The organism is Xanthomonas sp. AC360, from assembly GCF_979258225.1.
The window spans coordinates 1586203-1602071 of sequence record NZ_OZ409846.1; the positions used below are offsets into that span (position 1 = coordinate 1586203).

At 65.8% G+C, this 15869-nt stretch carries 12 protein-coding genes and 2 other RNA genes; 8 read left to right on the top strand and 6 right to left on the bottom strand.

What is annotated here, in order from left to right; genetic code table 11:
* Positions 1-217: 217 nt before the first annotated feature.
* On the bottom strand, positions 218-862 hold the full coding sequence (locus ACZZ0O_RS06655) for a DMP19 family protein (RefSeq protein WP_463590345.1): 645 nt from the start codon (positions 860-862) through the stop codon (positions 218-220).
* A 293-nt stretch (positions 863-1155) separates the two neighbouring features.
* On the bottom strand, positions 1156-2046 hold the full coding sequence (gene phhA, locus ACZZ0O_RS06660) for a phenylalanine 4-monooxygenase (RefSeq protein ID WP_055853828.1): 891 nt from the start codon (positions 2044-2046) through the stop codon (positions 1156-1158).
* 129 nt (positions 2047-2175) lie between these two features.
* Here phhA and ACZZ0O_RS06665 point away from each other — a divergent pair, with 129 nt between their 5' ends.
* Both ACZZ0O_RS06665 and ACZZ0O_RS06670 read left to right on the top strand, forming a co-directional pair.
* Positions 2176-2658 carry an Lrp/AsnC family transcriptional regulator gene (locus tag ACZZ0O_RS06665; RefSeq protein WP_055853825.1) on the top strand — a complete coding sequence of 161 codons (483 nt, stop codon included), beginning with the start codon at positions 2176-2178 and terminating at the stop codon, positions 2656-2658.
* A 353-nt stretch (positions 2659-3011) separates the two neighbouring features.
* The gene (locus ACZZ0O_RS06670; protein WP_463590346.1) at positions 3012-5213 is read left to right on the top strand and encodes a TonB-dependent siderophore receptor; all 2202 of its coding nucleotides are present in this window, start codon (positions 3012-3014) and stop codon (positions 5211-5213) included.
* A gap of 1007 nt (positions 5214-6220) precedes the next feature.
* On the opposite strand, the gene ACZZ0O_RS06675 is transcribed toward ACZZ0O_RS06670, so the two are convergent.
* Positions 6221-7258, bottom strand: coding sequence for a patatin-like phospholipase family protein (locus ACZZ0O_RS06675; protein WP_055853820.1), 1038 nt, complete (start codon positions 7256-7258; stop codon positions 6221-6223).
* Between the two features lie 427 nt (positions 7259-7685).
* On the opposite strand from ACZZ0O_RS06675, the gene ACZZ0O_RS06680 reads away from it, so the two are divergent.
* Positions 7686-7761: non-coding RNA, sX9 sRNA (locus ACZZ0O_RS06680), on the top strand.
* 99 nt (positions 7762-7860) lie between these two features.
* Here the strand turns inward: ACZZ0O_RS06680 and ACZZ0O_RS06685 are convergent.
* The gene (locus ACZZ0O_RS06685; protein WP_323526626.1) at positions 7861-8880 is read right to left on the bottom strand and encodes a TIGR00266 family protein; all 1020 of its coding nucleotides are present in this window, start codon (positions 8878-8880) and stop codon (positions 7861-7863) included.
* A gap of 317 nt (positions 8881-9197) precedes the next feature.
* Here ACZZ0O_RS06685 and ACZZ0O_RS06690 point away from each other — a divergent pair.
* A non-coding RNA gene (locus ACZZ0O_RS06690) (sX9 sRNA) lies at positions 9198-9274 on the top strand.
* A 4-nt stretch (positions 9275-9278) separates the two neighbouring features.
* Here ACZZ0O_RS06690 and ACZZ0O_RS06695 read toward each other — a convergent pair.
* On the bottom strand, positions 9279-10115 hold the full coding sequence (locus tag ACZZ0O_RS06695) for an ABC transporter ATP-binding protein (protein ID WP_463590347.1): 837 nt from the start codon (positions 10113-10115) through the stop codon (positions 9279-9281).
* A 152-nt stretch (positions 10116-10267) separates the two neighbouring features.
* Between ACZZ0O_RS06695 and ACZZ0O_RS06700 the strand changes: the two genes are divergently transcribed.
* The 4 genes from ACZZ0O_RS06700 to ACZZ0O_RS06715 all read left to right on the top strand — a co-directional run bounded on the left by ACZZ0O_RS06700 (position 10268) and on the right by ACZZ0O_RS06715 (position 14113).
* Complete coding sequence (locus ACZZ0O_RS06700) at positions 10268-11473, top strand: DesA family fatty acid desaturase (RefSeq protein WP_055854001.1); 1206 nt, start codon at positions 10268-10270, stop codon at positions 11471-11473.
* A 67-nt stretch (positions 11474-11540) separates the two neighbouring features.
* Positions 11541-11858, top strand: coding sequence for an EF-hand domain-containing protein (locus tag ACZZ0O_RS06705; RefSeq protein WP_082473630.1), 318 nt, complete (start codon positions 11541-11543; stop codon positions 11856-11858).
* Between the two features lie 48 nt (positions 11859-11906).
* Positions 11907-12644, top strand: a complete 738-nt coding sequence (locus ACZZ0O_RS06710) for an ATP-binding cassette domain-containing protein (protein WP_463590348.1) — start codon at positions 11907-11909, stop codon at positions 12642-12644.
* On the top strand, positions 12641-14113 hold the full coding sequence (locus tag ACZZ0O_RS06715) for an ABC transporter permease/substrate-binding protein (protein ID WP_463590349.1): 1473 nt from the start codon (positions 12641-12643) through the stop codon (positions 14111-14113). The genes ACZZ0O_RS06710 and ACZZ0O_RS06715 overlap by 4 nt, the downstream gene beginning before the upstream one ends.
* A gap of 546 nt (positions 14114-14659) precedes the next feature.
* Here the strand turns inward: ACZZ0O_RS06715 and ACZZ0O_RS06720 are convergent.
* Positions 14660-15841 carry an aminotransferase class V-fold PLP-dependent enzyme gene (locus ACZZ0O_RS06720; RefSeq protein WP_463590350.1) on the bottom strand — a complete coding sequence of 394 codons (1182 nt, stop codon included), beginning with the start codon at positions 15839-15841 and terminating at the stop codon, positions 14660-14662.
* Between the last annotated feature and the right edge of the window lie 28 nt (positions 15842-15869).

Here is a 15869-nt window from a genome sequence, read left to right on the forward strand (position 1 = left end):
TCGGCGCTGATGCGTGTGGGCGTGCCCGTCTGCGGATAGGCACCCAGCCATCCAGTGCGCAGTTGCGCACGTGCAGCTGCCGCTGCCGGATCACTGCGTCGCTGAGGTGCCCGCATGCGCGACGGGGATTGCCCTCGCACGCCGCGAGCGCAGCGTGTCCGTCTGCGTCACCCTGCGCATGCCCGTCGCACACGGCGCACAGCGCATGGATGAAGGCTCAGGCCTTATCCACCCCGTAATGCACCAGGCCCAGCCGCGCCAGGTCGCCGGAGCGGCGGTAATAGACCTCTTCCCAGCCCTGCACGCGTTGGCGGTCGGCCTCGTTCATGGCGTCCAGGATGTCTTCGATGCTGAGCAGGTCGGGGTCTTCTTCCAGCCGTTCGAACACCGCGCCCAGGCCTTCGATAGCCTGTCGGGTTTGCGCTGCGCCCATGGCCGCCAGACCGCGCACTGCGTCGCTGCGGGTGGCAGCATCCCAGCGGTCGAAGTAGCGGGCGTAGCCGCTTTCGGTCATGTCCGCATCCAGCCGGGCGAGCGCGACCAGCTCGCGTTCGCCCGGCGATAGCGCGTCCAGGCGTCCGCGTAACGTTGCCAGTTTTGCCTGCGCGCGTGCGGCGCGACGGCGCCACAGCAGCTCGGGCATGTTGATCAGCCCTTCCGCTGTGGGCGGCGCCACCGCAGGCCAATTCACGCCATGGCCGTCCTCGGTGATCTGCCAGTGCGCGCGCTGTGGTGGCGTGGCCTTGAGCAACAACGGATGCGCCTGGATGGGCTCGTCGATGCGGATGCCGTTGGCCAGGGTGAACAGCAGGCGGGTATCGTCCAGCTCCAAGCGCCGGATGCGCAGATGCGTCAGGTCCATTGAGCGAATGCGATGTGGGGAGTCTCGACCATAGTCCGCACTGGCGACGGTGTCGAGTCGCTGCGCACTGCGTTGTCCCGCAGCGCGAACTGCACGTGCGTCGCATCGCCTTGCCAGGGTGACGCCGCCGTCTGGCGAAGGCGCGACAGGGCAGCGCAATGCAGCCACGCACCACGGCGCGCGGCTTTCAGCCTCGTACCTCACGGTGTCAAACACGTAGCGCAGGTGACACGGACGCGCAGTCCTTCGCTGCGTTGCACCGCGGCGGGCAGCGCAGCGCCAACGTGGCTGCTTCACACGTCGCCGTCGCGGCTCCAGCCTTCGCCACTGCCGCGCTGAATCACCTGGTCGCTGCTCAGCACATCGCCGGCCGGCACCTGCGCCTGTTGCGCCAATGCAGCGTAGATCGGCGTGAAGTCCGGGCTGGTCGCGTCCATCAACTGCGCAAAGCTGTCGATGACGAAATAGGTCTTCTGAAAACTGTCGATGCGGTAGCGCGTGCGCATGATGCGCTGCAGATCGAAGCCGATGCGATTGGGCGCGGGCGAGTCCAGCGAATACAGCGATTCGCCTTTCGACGACACGATGCCTGCGCCATAGATGCGCAGGCCTTGCGGCGTGTTGATCAGGCCGAATTCCACCGTATACCAATACAGCCGGGTGAGGTTCTGCAGCGCGTCCGGGCCAATGCCGTGCGCCTTGACCCCGCCACGGCCATAGGCCTGCATGAAGTCGGCAAACAACGGGTTCATCAGCAGCGGCACATGCCCGAACAAGTCATGAAACAGGTCCGGCTCGGCGATGTAATCGATCTGATCGGGACGGCGGATCCACCAGGTCACCGGAAAACGCTTGTTGGCCAGGTGATCGAAAAAATCCAGTTCCGGCAGCAGGCCTTCCACGCCGACCAACGTCCAGCCGGTGGCCGCCTGCAGCACCGCGTTAAGCGCGTCGAAGCGCGGGATCTGGCTATCGTCCATGCCCATGGCGTCCTGCGCCTGCAGGAACTCATCGCAGGCGCGGCCCACCAGCAACGCACGCTGGCGGCGGTACAGCGTGCCCCAGGTGGCATGGTCGTCGCTGCTATAGCCGTCCCACGGCTGATCGACCACGGCCGTGGTGTAGACCGGCACATAACCCTTGTCGGTGAGCTGGTTTTCGACGCGGCGCGGGGCAGTGTTCATGCGGCAGGACTTCCGTAGCGACTAAGGATTCACCTTAGCCGGATCGCTGCGCAACAGGATTGCGAATCTTGCGCAGCGCCGGGACTTATGCGCAAGATTCATGCGTCTCGATCTGCTGCTGCGCAACATATGGACCAACCAATCGCCTTGGACCGCACCGATCTGCGGTTGCTCGCCTTGCTGCAGACGCAGGGACGTACCAGCAACGCCGAGCTCGCCGTGCAGGTGAATCTGTCCGCGTCGGCCTGCCTGCGGCGCACGCAACGGCTGGAGGCCGCCGGCATCATCGCCGGCTACGGTGCGCGCCTGGATGCGCGCGCGCTGGGGCTGGGTCTGCAGGCTTTTGTGCGGGTGCAGCTGGAGCAGCACGGTCAGGCCGATATCGAGCTGTTCGCCGACGGCGTGCGCGGTTGGGACGAAGTGGTGGCGTGCTGGGCGCTGACCGGCGACATGGATTATCTGTTGCAGGTACAGGTGCGCGACTTGGAGCATTTTTCGCGGTTTCTGCTGGATCGGCTACTCAATGCCACCGGCGTGTCCGACGTCAATTCCAGTTTCGTCCTGCGCACGGTCAAGGCGCCCGAAGGCCTGCCGCTGTCGCATCTGGCGTGATGCATTAGTCGCCTGGCCTGGATGCGAAACGCGTTGTGCCGGCGGAATAGGGCGCCCCCGATCGCGCGTACAACCTGTTGCGATCAACGAATCTTGCTGAACTGCGACGTCCGGCAGCGGGCACCGTCGCGCAGATGGCGCCGGCAGGAGCAGACGATCCACGGCAGACCGCACTTGCTCTGCAAACGATAACGATTTACATTTACATAACGTCTGGCCGGCTCCGGCCATGTCCTGTTCGTCGATCCGCCAGCCTTGCCAGGCCAGCCAGCTCGTCGCCCGAGCAGCACGCCGACGCCTGCCTGCTTCCTGTCGCCACGCCCTAGCGTGCGCCCACGATCGATGAGAGACCGATGCCTGCACTGACCCACCCACTGACCACCCTGTCTGTTGCCCTGCTGTGCGCGTTGACCTGGCCTGCCGCTGCGCACGCAGCCGACCTGGCCGATGCCAAGACGCTCGACCAGGTCACCGTCAACGGCACGGTGAGCCGCGCGCAGCCGGCCACCACCACGCGCCTGCCACTGACCCTGCAGGAGACGCCGCAGTCGGTGAGCGTGATCGGATTGCAGCGCCTGGAGGACGAGTCGCTTTTCAGCATCGATGACGTGATGCGCAACGTCACCGGCGTCAACGTGTCGTTCTACGACACCCAGCGCCCGCTGTATTTTGCGCGCGGTTTCCAGATCACCGACTTCCAGGTCGATGGCTTGCCCACCTATAGCGGTGCGACCAACCAGGAATACGACACGGTGTTTTACGACCGCATCGAAGTGATCCGCGGCGCCAACGGCCTGCTGACCGGCGCGGGTATTCCCTCGGCCACGGTGAACCTGTTGCGCAAGCGCCCGGGCAAGACGTTCGACGCCTCGGTTGCCGCAAGCGCCGGCACCTGGGACTTCCGCCGCACCCAGGCCGACGTCAATGCACCGCTCACCGACGATGGCCGTTTCCGCAGCCGCGTGGTCGCGGCCTGGCAGGACCGCGACTACTACTACGACCGCTACCACGACAACAAAATGTCTGGCATGGCGGTGCTGGAAGGCGATCTTACCGACAGCACCACACTCACCGTGGGCTATCAACGTCAGGACAACAGCCCGGTCGGTTCGACCTGGGGCACGGTGCCGTTCTTTGCGGCCGATGGCACGCTGGCCAATCTGTCGCGCTCGACCAACATGGCACCGGAATGGACGCGCTGGCAGCGCGAAACCAGCACCGCCTTCGCCAATCTGGAACAACGCTTCGGCGAAGATTGGCTGCTGCGCGTCAACTACGCGCACACCAAGGGCGATGTGCAAAGCATTCGCGTGTACGGCACCGGCTATCCGGCCGCCGATGGCAGTGGCGTGTTCCTGCGCACCGGCGTCGGCGAAACCAGCGACACCCGCGATGGCGTGGATGTGTATCTGTCGGGCGGGTTCTCGCTTTTCGGCCGCCGGCACGACGTGGTGCTGGGTGGCAGCTGGCAGGATCTGCAATCGACCACATACGGCATCGCGCAGCAGTACCCCAGCGGCTGGGGATCGTGCATCAACGAAAGCGGTGGGTCTGAGCGCTGCTATCGGATTCCCGACATCCGCAACTGGGATGGCGATGCACCCGAGGTGAGCTACAGCCGCACCGGTGCGCGCCGTGAGGCACGCACCACGCAGCGCGGCGTGTACGCCTCCACACGCCTGCGCCTGGCCGACCCGTTGTCGCTGATTGCCGGCGCGCGCCTGAGCACCTGGCAAACGCGCACCCAGGCCTTCAACGTCAGCGGCGGCTACACCGGTACCACCGGCCGCTACAAGGTGAGCGATGAAGTCACTCCGTACGTGGGCCTGGTGTACGACATCGTGCCGGATGTGTCGGTGTACGCCAGCTACACCGAAATCTTCAATCCACAGAACTACCGCGACAAGGACAACAACCTGCTCGCGCCGGTGGAAGGCTCCAATCTGGAGGCCGGCATCAAGGCGCAATTACTCGACGGCCGCGCCATGGCCACGGCCGCCGTGTTCGAAGCAAAGCAGGACAACTACGCGGTGCGCGACATGACCCAGCCCGAATCGTCGTTGCCCGATGGAACCTCCGCGTTTATCGGCGTGGACGGCACCAAGAGCCGCGGTTGGGAGATGGATATCAACGGCGAGATGCTGCCGGGTTGGACGGTCAATGCCGGCTACACCCACGTCAAGGTCACGCGCGCACCCACCGATGCGATCTACGCCAACCTGCCGGAAGACTATCTGCAGCTGTCCACCCAGGTACGCCTGCCCGGCGCGTGGGATCGCCTGAGCATCGGTGGTGGCGTGAGTTGGCAAAGCGCGGTGCGCGGCTTCAACATCGCACGGCCCACCGGCGATGGCAGCGGCGCCACTACACCGGTCACCGTGGTGCAGAACCCGTATGCGTTGGTGCACTTCAACGCCAACTACCGTATCAGCGACCAGTGGACCGCCACGCTGGCGGTACGCAACGCGTTCGACAAGACCTACTGGGCCAACCTGGATTACCAGAACTACGGCGAACCGCGCTTTGTCAGCGTGTCCCTGCGCTGGCGGTACTGAGGAAACGACGATGCCGGCCGATTACCGCGCGGTGCATGCACCACGGTGATCGGCCCGGCATCGCAACCAAGGTCCTAAAGCGGAATTCAACGTATCTGCCGTTGCGTAGGAGCGGACCTGGCCGCGACGCCGTCGCGACACAGCGTCAGTGCTTCCGCAGTAGGAATCGAGCCAGGCGAAAGAAGCTCGCCCGCCTGGATCAACCCCTCGCGCAACAGCATGCAAATGGCAGACAGATAACGCCGTAGACCATACGAGCGAAAAACGCGCCGAACGCGTTAAATCAAGCAAGCGAGATGCGGCATTTCGTAGGAGCGGCCCCGGCCGCGACGCCGTCCCGACACAGCGTCAGTGCTTACGCAGCAGGCATCGACCAAGGCGAAAAAGCTCGCCCGCCTGAATCAACACACCTCGCGCAACAGCGTGCAAATGGCAGGCAAATTACGTCGTAACCCATGCGAGCGGAAAACGCGCCGAACGCGTTACATCAAGCCAGCAAGATACGGCACTTCGTAGGAGCGGACCTGGCCGCGACGCCGTCCCGACACAGCATCAGCGCTTACGCAGCAGGCATCGACCAAGGCGAAAAAGCTCGCCCGCCTGGATCAACACCTCGCGCAACAGCGTGCAAATGGCAGGCAGATACCGTCGTAACCCATGCGAGCGGAAAACGCGCCGAACGCGTTAAATCAAGCAAGCAAGATACGGCACTTCGTAGGAGCGGACCTGGCCGCGACGCCGTCCCGATACCACCGACGCGCAAAAACGTTTTACACAACAACGAAGAACCCGCTCATCCGCGCCCAAGCGAGCACATGCAACTCACCATCGCACGCACCCCGCCACATGCAGACGCGCGGTTTCTTCCTTCACCTCGCGGACCGCGGCTTACAGTGAGCGGTAAAACCGCAGCACCTGCCTGCCACCAGCAAGCCCCGCGATCACCCTGTACCTCCAATTCAACAACGCATCGAGCGCAGCGGATATCCCGCTGTACCACAACCGCTTTACGGCGCCACGCATTCCTCGTCCTTGCCGCGCAGTTTCTGCCAGCGCGACCGTTGTTCCAGGCAGCGCTGGTAGGCCTGCTGTTTTGCCGCCGCGGCCTGGTCGGCGGCGTTACGCGTGGCACTGCTACGCGCGGCCTGCAGCTGCGCGATCTTGGCGCGGATCTGCGGCATCACGGCCATCGCGGCGCGTTCGCCTTCCAGGATGGCGACACTGCGCTGATTGAAATCGGCCGAGCCGATATCGTTGACCTTGGGGCGCACCACCACATCTGCACGCTTTAGCTCGGCTTCGCCCAGACGCTGGCCCATGATCGAGATCGACTGGTTCACCGTGCCCAGCAGATCGCCAGGATTCTTGCCGCTGGCCTTGCTGGAGATATCCACTGCCACCACGAATTCGGCGCCGAGCTGACGCGCGGCATCCACTGGCACCGGGCTGACCACGCCGCCGTCGACGAAATGGTATTTGCCGATGGTCACCGGCTCGAACACGCCGGGAATGCTGCTGGACGCACGCACCGCCTGGCCGGCGTTACCGCGCACGAACACGGTGCGCTCGCCGTCTTCCAGGCGCGTGGCCACCACCGCAAACGGCTTGCGCAACTTCTCGATAGGCTTGCCGCCGAGTTGCTCGTTGACGTAGTCCTGCAGCTTCTGGCCCTGCACCAGGCCACCGGAGAACAGTCGCACATCGCGGATGCTGGTCTGGTCGAGCGCCACCGCTTTTTCCTGCATTTCGAACGCGTCCATGCCGCTGGCATACAGCGCGCCGACCACGCTGCCGGCGCTGGTGCCCGACACCACCACAGGCGCAAACCCGTTGGCTTCGAGCATCTTGATCACGCCGATATGCGCAAAGCCTTTGACTGCACCGCCGCCAAGCGCGATGCCGATCTTCACCGGTTTGGCCGCAGCGGCCGAAGGCGCCTGCACCACCGGCGCAGGGGTTGCCGGGCGTGGCTCGCCACCGCAGGCCGAGAGCAGACCGAGCATGGACAACAGGGCAAGCGAGCGGGAGCGGCGGAGCGCAGTCATGGCGAAAACGTCGATGGGAAAGGCGAGGGAGAATACACGCGCGCCGAGACGACCGCTGCGGGCGTAGACCTCATTGCTCACGCTAACAGGCGCGTTGGCTCCGCAAGGACAGTCGCCGGCTGCGCTCGGACCGTCGTTATGACACCAATCGCCCGGTGCGTGTCCCTTCTCCCGCCGGGAGAAGCGGGCGGATGAGGGTGCGGCACTGCGCGGTGACAGTGCACAGCAATCGCCCTGCTCATCCGTTCACCGCACTCGCATTCCGCGCGCAGACCCGCGCCGACAGCGCCGGCGTTTCCGCGTACGCGCGCAAGCAGTGCGGTCTCTCCCCGCAGTTAGATCGCCCTTGGTCCGCCTTGGCCCATGAGCAGCTACCAAGACGACTGTGCTCGCCGCCAGGCGGGCGCGGCCGGTGCTCGGTGCGGGCATGTACCACGCGTACACACCGTTTGCTCCGCGCCGGCTGCACCCACCTGACGACGACTCGCTACGTTTGGGCAACCGCTCGAAAGCGATCGCCGAGTCACCCCGCCCGCACCAAGCGCAGTCGTACCGAGGTGCGCTTGCACCTGACCACCGCACTCAGCTGCCGCGTCACCCAATCAAAACCGGTTATCGCCATCCAACAGCCTTCCCAGGCCGCCGAGCACCGAGCCTTCGCCGCGTTGCTGGCCGCCGGCTTGCGGGGCGGCCTGTAGCATGCGGCCGGCCATGCGCGAGAACGGCAGCGATTGCAGCCAGACCTTGCCGGGGCCGGTGAGGGTGGCCAGGAACACACCTTCGCCGCCGAAGAACATGCTCTTCAATCCGGCCACGCGACGCACGTCCATGTCCACGCCGGCGTGATAGGCGACCACGCAGCCGGTGTCCACGTCGATGCGCTCGCCAGGGCCGAGGTCGCGTTCCACCACGGTGCCGCCAGCATGTACGAATACCCAGCCGTCGCCTTCGAGTTTCTGCATGATGAAGCCCTCGCCGCCGAACAGGCCGGTGAGGATTTTCTTCTGGAAGGCGATGCCCAACGACACCCCGCGCGCACCGGCCAGAAAGCTGTCTTTCTGGCAGATCAGGCGCCCGCCGTGCTCGGACAGCCGCAGCGCCAGCACCGTACCGGGGTAGGGCGCGGCGAACGCCACCTTGGCCTTGCCGCTGCCGGCATGGGTGAACACGGTGGTGAACATGCTTTCGCCGGTGACCACGCGTTTGCCGGCAGAGAGCAATTTGCCCATCAGCCCGCCGCTGCTGCCGCCCTGACCATCATGCGAGCCGTCGCCGAACACGGTGTCCATCTGTACCGCCGAATCCTTGTACATCAGCGCGCCGGCCTCGGCGATGGCGCTCTCGCCCGGGTCCAGTTCCACTTCGACAAACTGCATATCGTTGCCGACGATGCGGTAGTCGATTTCATCGGCGCGTCCGGCGCTGGCAATGTTGCCAAGCGGAGGCGGTGCGCTGCCACCACCCTGCAGCTCGGCCAGCTGACGGGCCGGCGTCCAGCCATCGAGTCCATCGCGCCAGGCCAGCGCGTCGGGTTGGCGCTGGGCATGCGCGCGGGCGCTGGCATCGTCGAGCGGGCCGATACGGTCGGCCTGTCCGGGAATATGGAAATACCACTGGGCCATCGGGAAGACTCCTGTCGGTGTGTGCGGCGAGTCTAGCCGCAGCAGCCGGCACCGCGTCCCGTGTCCAAGGTCATGCCGTGCAAGGCGGTCAGGCGTGGTTGCGACGCTAGACGCCGCACGCGGGCCAGCCAGACCTGCACGCCGCCAAGGCGGTCGCGGCCAGGCGGTTGCGCTGGAGTAGGCCGCAGCGTGGCGAGCGCCTGCATCGGGCAACGGCGTCACGTTGACTGCAGCACTGGCGCCGCCGGCTTAGAGCAGCTCCCAAAACGACTGTGCTCACTCACCGCCGAGCGGACGCGGCCGGTGCTCGATGCGGGATGGTCCACGCGTGCACTCCGGTTCTGAGTGTGCCGTCCGCACCTACCTGACGACGGCTCGCCACGTTGTGTTAGCTGCGCTTATTCCCCCACCGTCGCCCAATAGCGCTCGCCGTCGCGGTGCACGCGCACCGGGCCGTCGAACGCTGCCGACAGGCTGGCATCGGTCAGCAGCGCTTCGCGCGGACCATCGGCGATCACCGTGCCGGCGCGCAGCAGAATCACCCGCGCGATTTCCGGCACGATCTCTTCGATGTGATGAGTCACCAGCACCAGCGTGATGCCTTGCCGGGCAAGGTCGCGCAAGGTGTCGAGCATGTACTGGCGCGCCACCAGGTCCAGGCCGGTGGATGGCTCGTCCAGTAACAGCGCCTGCGGGCGATTGACCAGGGCGCGCGCGATCAGCACGCGGCGGGTCTCGCCGGCCGACAACTCGGCAAACGGTCGATCCAGCAACGGTAAGGCACGCGCCAGCGCCAAGGCCTCACGTGCCCGCGCGCGCATGTCGTCGCTGACCTCGTGATGCGGTGGCACCACGTAGCTGGCGAAGAAGCCGGACAGCACCGCGCTTTCGACATCCAGCCCCGGCATGTCCGCCAGATTGACGCTTAGATCGCCGCTGACGATCCCCAGCTGCGAGCGCAACCGCTCCACCTGCCAGCGCGCCTGCCCCAGCACCTTCACCGCGGGCTGGCCATCGCCACGCGCCAACGGATACAGCTCGCGCGTGATGAGCTTGATGAACGAGGATTTGCCGCAGCCGTTGGGGCCGAGGATGGCAGTGTGCTGGCCAAGCGCGATCCGCAAACGCAACGCATGCAGCACCCGGATCTGGCCGCGCATCACACTTGCCTGGTCGAGTTCGATCAGCGCAGGCGCATCGGCAAACGTAGCGGCAACATCGGTGGAAACAGTCATACGTAAGACAGTCAGGCAGTAAGGGAGAAGACACGTGTGAACCGCTTTAGGAAGGCAGGCGTCACCCTACGCATCCGAAGGGTGAAGTTTGCCGCGATCGCCCCCATCATGTCTGCATCGACCAACGAGAAACCGCCGCCGTGGAACTGCCGATGCTGTCCGATCCGATCATCGACTTCCTGACCGCCGGCGTGGCCGGGCTGGGTGTGTGGGGCATGCTCGCGGTGCTGCTGGTGTTCACCCAGCTCACCATCTTTGCGGTGACCTTGTACCTGCATCGTAGCCAGGCGCACCGCGGCGTGGATTTCCATCCGGTGGTGGCGCACTTCTTCCGCTTCTGGACCTGGCTCACCACCTCGATGATCACCCGCGAATGGGTGGCCATCCATCGCAAGCATCACGCCAAGGTCGAAACCGACGAAGACCCGCACAGCCCGCAGACCAAGGGTATCAAGCAGGTGTTCTGGCGCGGCGTGGAGCTGTATCGCGAAGCACGCGCGCAACGCGCCGACATCGAGCAGTACGGCAAGGGCGCGCCCAGCGACTGGATCGAGCGGCATCTGTACACCCCGCACGCCAATGCCGGCCCGATCGCGCTGCTGGTGCTCAACGGCGTGTTGTTTGGCTTGCCCGGCATTGCACTATGGGCGATCCAGATGGCGTGGATTCCGTTCTGGGCCGCTGGTGTGGTCAATGGCCTGGGCCACTGGTGGGGCTATCGCAATTTCGAATCCGCCGACACCTCCACCAACCTCACCCCGTGGGCGCTGTGGATCGGTGGCGAAGAACTGCACAACAACCATCACGCGTTTCCGAGTTCGGCACGGTTTTCGATGCGGCGTTGGGAACTGGATATCGGCTGGATCGCGATTCGCGGACTGCAGGCCATGGGTCTGGCCAAGGTGCTGCGTGTTGCCCCGTCGCTGGATATCCGCCCCAATATCGCCGTGCCCGATGCCGATACGCTGAAAGCGCTGTTATCGCACCGCTTCCAGGCCATGACCGATTACCAGCGCAACGTGCTCAAGCCGGCGTTGCGCGAGGAAGCCGCTGCCACCGGCGCCAAGCTACGCGAGTTGTTGCCGCGGCGTCTGCGCAAGGGCCTGGTCGATGACGGGCGCTGGCTCAAGCCGGATGCGCGCGCGCAGTTGCAGGCCTGGGTGGCGCAGCGTCCGCGCATGCGCACGTTGGTCGAGTACCGCGCGCGCCTGACCGCGGTGCTGGAAGCGCGTAGCCATGATGCGTCCGAGCGTCTCAAGCAGTTGCAGCAGTGGTGCCATGAGGCCGAAGCCAGTGGCAACGCCGCGCTGCAGGCGTACGCGGCGCGGCTCAAGGGCTATGCGCTGAGTGGCGCGTAAGCGCAGGGGTGCGCGTGCTGCGGTGGGCGCACGCGGCTGGAAACGTTCGGTGACGCGCGCGCTGCTGATGGCCTGCATCGTCTGTGCGTGCGCGTCTGCAGCGCATGCCCAGGTGCAGGACAGCCAGGACTATCTCAAGCGCATGGACACCGATGGCGATGGCCGCGTCAGCCGCGATGAATATCTGGACTGGATGAGCTACGCCTTCGATCAGCGCGATGTCGATCACGACGGTGTGCTGCAAGGCGACGAACTGCCGGGCCGGCGCGGCAAGCCGATCACCCGCGCTGCGCATCGCGCCACCTTGATCGAGCGCTTCGCACGTCAGGACGCCAACGGCGATGGCACTCTGAGCGCGCGCGAACTGCTGGCGCCGCCGCGCTGATGCGCACCTTCGCGCGTGCCTGACGTCGCGTTCGGCAAGCTCGCGCGCATGTTTACTCTCGACCAGGTCAGCCGCCGCTACGGCCAGGCCATCGCACTCGACACGGTCACGCTGGGCTTTGCCAGCGGCGTCACGACGGCGTTGATCGGCCCCAGCGGCGCGGGCAAGTCCACCGTGTTGCGCATGCTGGTCGGGCTGGAATGGCCTGACAGCGGCACGGTCGCTGTCGATGGCGTGCCATTGGCGCGCGCCAGTCTGCAGGCGCAACGCCAACGCATTGGCTATGTCATCCAGGAAGGTGGGCTGTTTCCCCACCTGGACGCACGCAGCAATGTGGTGCTGCTGGCGCAGACCCTGGGCTGGACGAAGCAACGCATCGATGCGCGCCTGGATAGCCTGTGCACGCTGTGCCAGTTGCCACCGGAGTTGCTGGCGCGCTATCCAGCCGAACTCTCCGGTGGGCAGCGCCAACGCGTGGGACTGATCCGCGCCTTGATGCTGGACCCACCCGCGCTGCTGCTGGACGAACCGCTGGGCGCGCTCGACCCGATCGTGCGCTACGACCTGCAGGCGCAGATGCGCGCGCTGTTTGCGCAGCTTGGCAAGACCGTGGTGCTGGTCACCCATGATGTCGCCGAAGCGGCGTATCTGGCCGACACCCTGGTGCTGATGCGCGCCGGCCGCGTGGTGCAGCAGGGCAGTGCACACGAGCTGCTCGCGCAGCCTGCCGACGCGTTCGTGCAGCGGTTTCTCACTGCACAACGCAGCATCGGCGACGCCGCATGATGGCGCGCCTCTTTGCGGCAATGCTGCTGCTGATCTGCAGCTTCGGCGCGCAGGCCGCGCCGGTGATGATTGGCTCGAAGAACTTTACCGAGGCAGTGATCCTGGGCGAAATCGCCACTGCGGCTGGTCGGCGCGATGGCGTGGACGTGCAACACCGCGCCCAGCTCGGCGGCACGCGCATCCTGTGGCGCGCGCTGGAAACCGGCCAGGTCGATGCCTACGCCGAATACACCGGCACCCTGGCACAGGAACTGCTGCAGTTGCCCAAGGCCAGCCACGCCGAGCTGCGTGCCGCGCTGGACGCACGCGGTCTGGCGATGACCGAGTCGCTGGGATTTCAGGACACCTATGCGTTTGGCATGCGCCGCGCGCGTGCGCAGGCGCTGGGCATCGCGTCGCTCTCGGATCTGGCCCGCCACCCGGCACTGAAGATCGGGTTGAGCAATGAATTCATGCAGCGTGCCGACGGCTGGCCCGGCGTGCGTGCGGCCTACGGCTTGCCGCAAACCGCCACCGGGCTGGATCACGATCTGGCTTATCGCGCGCTGCAAAGCGGGGCGATCGAGGTCACCGATCTATACAGCACCGATGCGGAGATTCCGTATTACCAGCTGCAAGTGCTGCGCGACGACCGCCAGTATTTCCCCGAGTATCAAGCGGTGTTTTTGTATCGTGAGGACCTGGCGCAGCGCGCACCGGCGATGCTCAAGGCTTTGCAAGGTCTGCAGGGACGGATCGACGAAGCCACCATGCAGCGGCTCAATGCGCAGGTGAAACTGCAGCGACAGTCCGAGGCGGCGGTGGCCGCGCAATGGCTGGGCGTTGCGGCCACGGCGCAGGCGGATTCGCGCATCGGCCGGTTGTTGCGTCACACCCGCGAACATCTGGCGCTGGTCGGCATCTCGCTGGGCTTCGCGTTGCTGATCGCGCTGCCGTTGGGGGTGCTCGCAGCGCGGCGGCCGCGGCTAGGCCAGGTGGTGCTGTCGTTGACCGGTGTGTTGCAGACGCTGCCCTCGTTGGCCGTGTTCGTCTTCATGATTCCGTTGTTCGGCATCGGCGCAAAGCCAGCAATTGCCGCGTTGTTCCTGTATAGCCTGCTGCCGATCGTGCGCAATACCCATGCCGGGCTCACGTCGATTCCGCGCGAGCTACGCCAGACCGCCGAAGCGATCGGGTTGCCGGCCTGGACGCGATTGTGGCGCGTGGAATTGCCGCTGGCCCGCCGCACCATCGTGGCCGGTATCCAGACCGCTGCGGTCATCAACGTGGGCACCGCCACCTTGGGTGCGCTGATCGGTGCCGGTGGGTATGGCCAGCCGATTCTCACCGGCATCCGTCTCGATGATATCGGCTTGATTCTGGAAGGCGCGATCCCCGCTGCCGTCCTCGCCCTGCTGGTGCAGGCGGCATTCGAAGGGCTGGAGCGTTGGGCAACCCCACGCGGCCTGCGACTCAGCCAGCGCGGTTAAGCAGCGGACAAATAATCCCCCCATGAACCCGTAGGAGCGGACCCGGCCGCGACACCGCCTTACTCGGGTCACGCCCCGTCGCGGCCAGGTCCGCTCCTACATGCGCTGGCGTACCGCTTCACTGCCCTGGCAGCGCAGCAATCAAGTGTCATAGCGAATCTTCGGCGGCACGCACGCACTACTTGCGACTCAGCCAGCGCGGTGGTGCAGCGATTCAACCGTAGACAGCCAATCTCCACGAACCCGTAGGAGCGGACCCGGCCGCGACACCGCCTTACTCGGACAACGCCCCGTCGCGGCCAGGTCCGCTCCTACATGCGCTGGCGCACTGCATCACTGGCAGCTGCCCAGCAATCAAGCGTCATAGCGAATCTTCGGCGACACGCACGCACTACTTGCGACTCAGCCAGCGCGGTGGTGCAGCGATTCAACCGCAGACAACCAATCCCCACGAACCCGTAGGAGCGGACCCGGCCGCGACACCGCCTTACTCGGACAACGCCCCGTCGCGGCCAGGTCCGCTCCTACATGCGCTGGCGTACCGCTTCACTGCCCTGGCAGCGCAGCAATCAAGCGCAGGAGGGCATCGTCGGCAACACTCAGGTGCGGTGCGATACGTAAACGGCCATGCCGCCGCGTGCAGATCGCGCCCTGCTCGCCGAGCGTCTTTGCCACCGCATCCAACTGGGTGGCCGGCGGCTGCAACGCGGTCAGATGCGGCGCATGGCCGGGGGTGCACCAGCTGCCGAGCCCGCGCTCGGATAACGCCGCATCCCACTGCGCGGTCAGTACGCCGAGCGCCGCTGCGATACGTGCGGGTTGCCAGGCCGTCACCTGCTGCAGGGCGGCCGTTGCCATCGCAATCCGCAACGGGTCGGTAACGCCGCCGGCATCGAACCGCCGTGCCCCTTCGCGATACTCCGGCGCCTGCGCCACCGGAAACTCCCAGCTGCTGCCGGCATCCCGGCCAATCCAGTGTTCTTCGATCGGCACGCCCTGCGTGCGCCACTGCGGCGCCACCCACAGCCACGCCAGGCCCATCGGCCCCAGTAACCATTTATGGCCGACACTGACCACGAACTCCGGCTTCCAGCGCGGCAGGTCGGTCGGCATGACGCCCAGGCTTTGGCTCAGATCCAGCACCAGCGCCGCACCGCGCGCGTGCACCGCCGCGCTGATCCGGTCCAGGTCCAGCTGCCGCCCGTCCAGCCAGTACGCATGCGGCAGGCTGACGATGCGCAGCGCAGGCGTCTGTTCAACCGCTTCCAGCACCGCATCGGTCAGCACTGTGCCGGCAGTGGTCGGCACCGCCACAATGTGTGCACCGACCTCGGCGCAGCGCCGTTGCCAGATCAGCAGGTTGGACGGGAATTGCCCGTCCAACAGCAGCACCGCGTCGCCGCGATGCAGTGGCAGATTGCGTGCAGCCGTGGCCAGCCCATGCGCGGCCGACGGTAACAGCGCCACCGCATCGACATCGTTGTCGAACAGACCTGCGGCCAAGCTGCGTAACTGCTCGATGTCGTGCAGCCATGCATCGAACGGCAACCGCCACGGCGTGGCCATCGCATCGACCGCCTGATGCGCCACAGCCTGCACCGCAGTCAGTAATGGCCCGCGCGAAGCAGCGTCCAGATAGATGACCTCATCGGGTAGCGCAAATGCGCGGTGCCGGTGTTCCCAGGCGACAGGGGTGGGGAGCGAACTGGGCAGCGAAGACGATGGCATGCCAACAGCTTACCGCTGGCTGCCATGC

What these genes read in the sequence shown, in the direction of transcription:
- ACZZ0O_RS06655 (WP_463590345.1), bottom strand. Translation starts at nt 862, where the DNA reads ATGGACCTGACGCATCTGCGCATCCGGCGCTTGGAGCTGGACGATACC.
- phhA (WP_055853828.1), bottom strand. Translation starts at nt 2,046, where the DNA reads ATGAACACTGCCCCGCGCCGCGTCGAAAACCAGCTCACCGACAAGGGT.
- ACZZ0O_RS06665 (WP_055853825.1), top strand. Translation starts at nt 2,176, where the DNA reads ATGGACCAACCAATCGCCTTGGACCGCACCGATCTGCGGTTGCTCGCC.
- ACZZ0O_RS06670 (WP_463590346.1), top strand. Translation starts at nt 3,012, where the DNA reads ATGCCTGCACTGACCCACCCACTGACCACCCTGTCTGTTGCCCTGCTG.
- ACZZ0O_RS06675 (WP_055853820.1), bottom strand. Translation starts at nt 7,258, where the DNA reads ATGACTGCGCTCCGCCGCTCCCGCTCGCTTGCCCTGTTGTCCATGCTC.
- ACZZ0O_RS06685 (WP_323526626.1), bottom strand. Translation starts at nt 8,880, where the DNA reads ATGGCCCAGTGGTATTTCCATATTCCCGGACAGGCCGACCGTATCGGC.
- ACZZ0O_RS06695 (WP_463590347.1), bottom strand. Translation starts at nt 10,115, where the DNA reads ATGACTGTTTCCACCGATGTTGCCGCTACGTTTGCCGATGCGCCTGCG.
- ACZZ0O_RS06700 (WP_055854001.1), top strand. Translation starts at nt 10,268, where the DNA reads ATGCTGTCCGATCCGATCATCGACTTCCTGACCGCCGGCGTGGCCGGG.
- ACZZ0O_RS06705 (WP_082473630.1), top strand. Translation starts at nt 11,541, where the DNA reads ATGGCCTGCATCGTCTGTGCGTGCGCGTCTGCAGCGCATGCCCAGGTG.
- ACZZ0O_RS06710 (WP_463590348.1), top strand. Translation starts at nt 11,907, where the DNA reads ATGTTTACTCTCGACCAGGTCAGCCGCCGCTACGGCCAGGCCATCGCA.
- ACZZ0O_RS06715 (WP_463590349.1), top strand. Translation starts at nt 12,641, where the DNA reads ATGATGGCGCGCCTCTTTGCGGCAATGCTGCTGCTGATCTGCAGCTTC.
- ACZZ0O_RS06720 (WP_463590350.1), bottom strand. Translation starts at nt 15,841, where the DNA reads ATGCCATCGTCTTCGCTGCCCAGTTCGCTCCCCACCCCTGTCGCCTGG.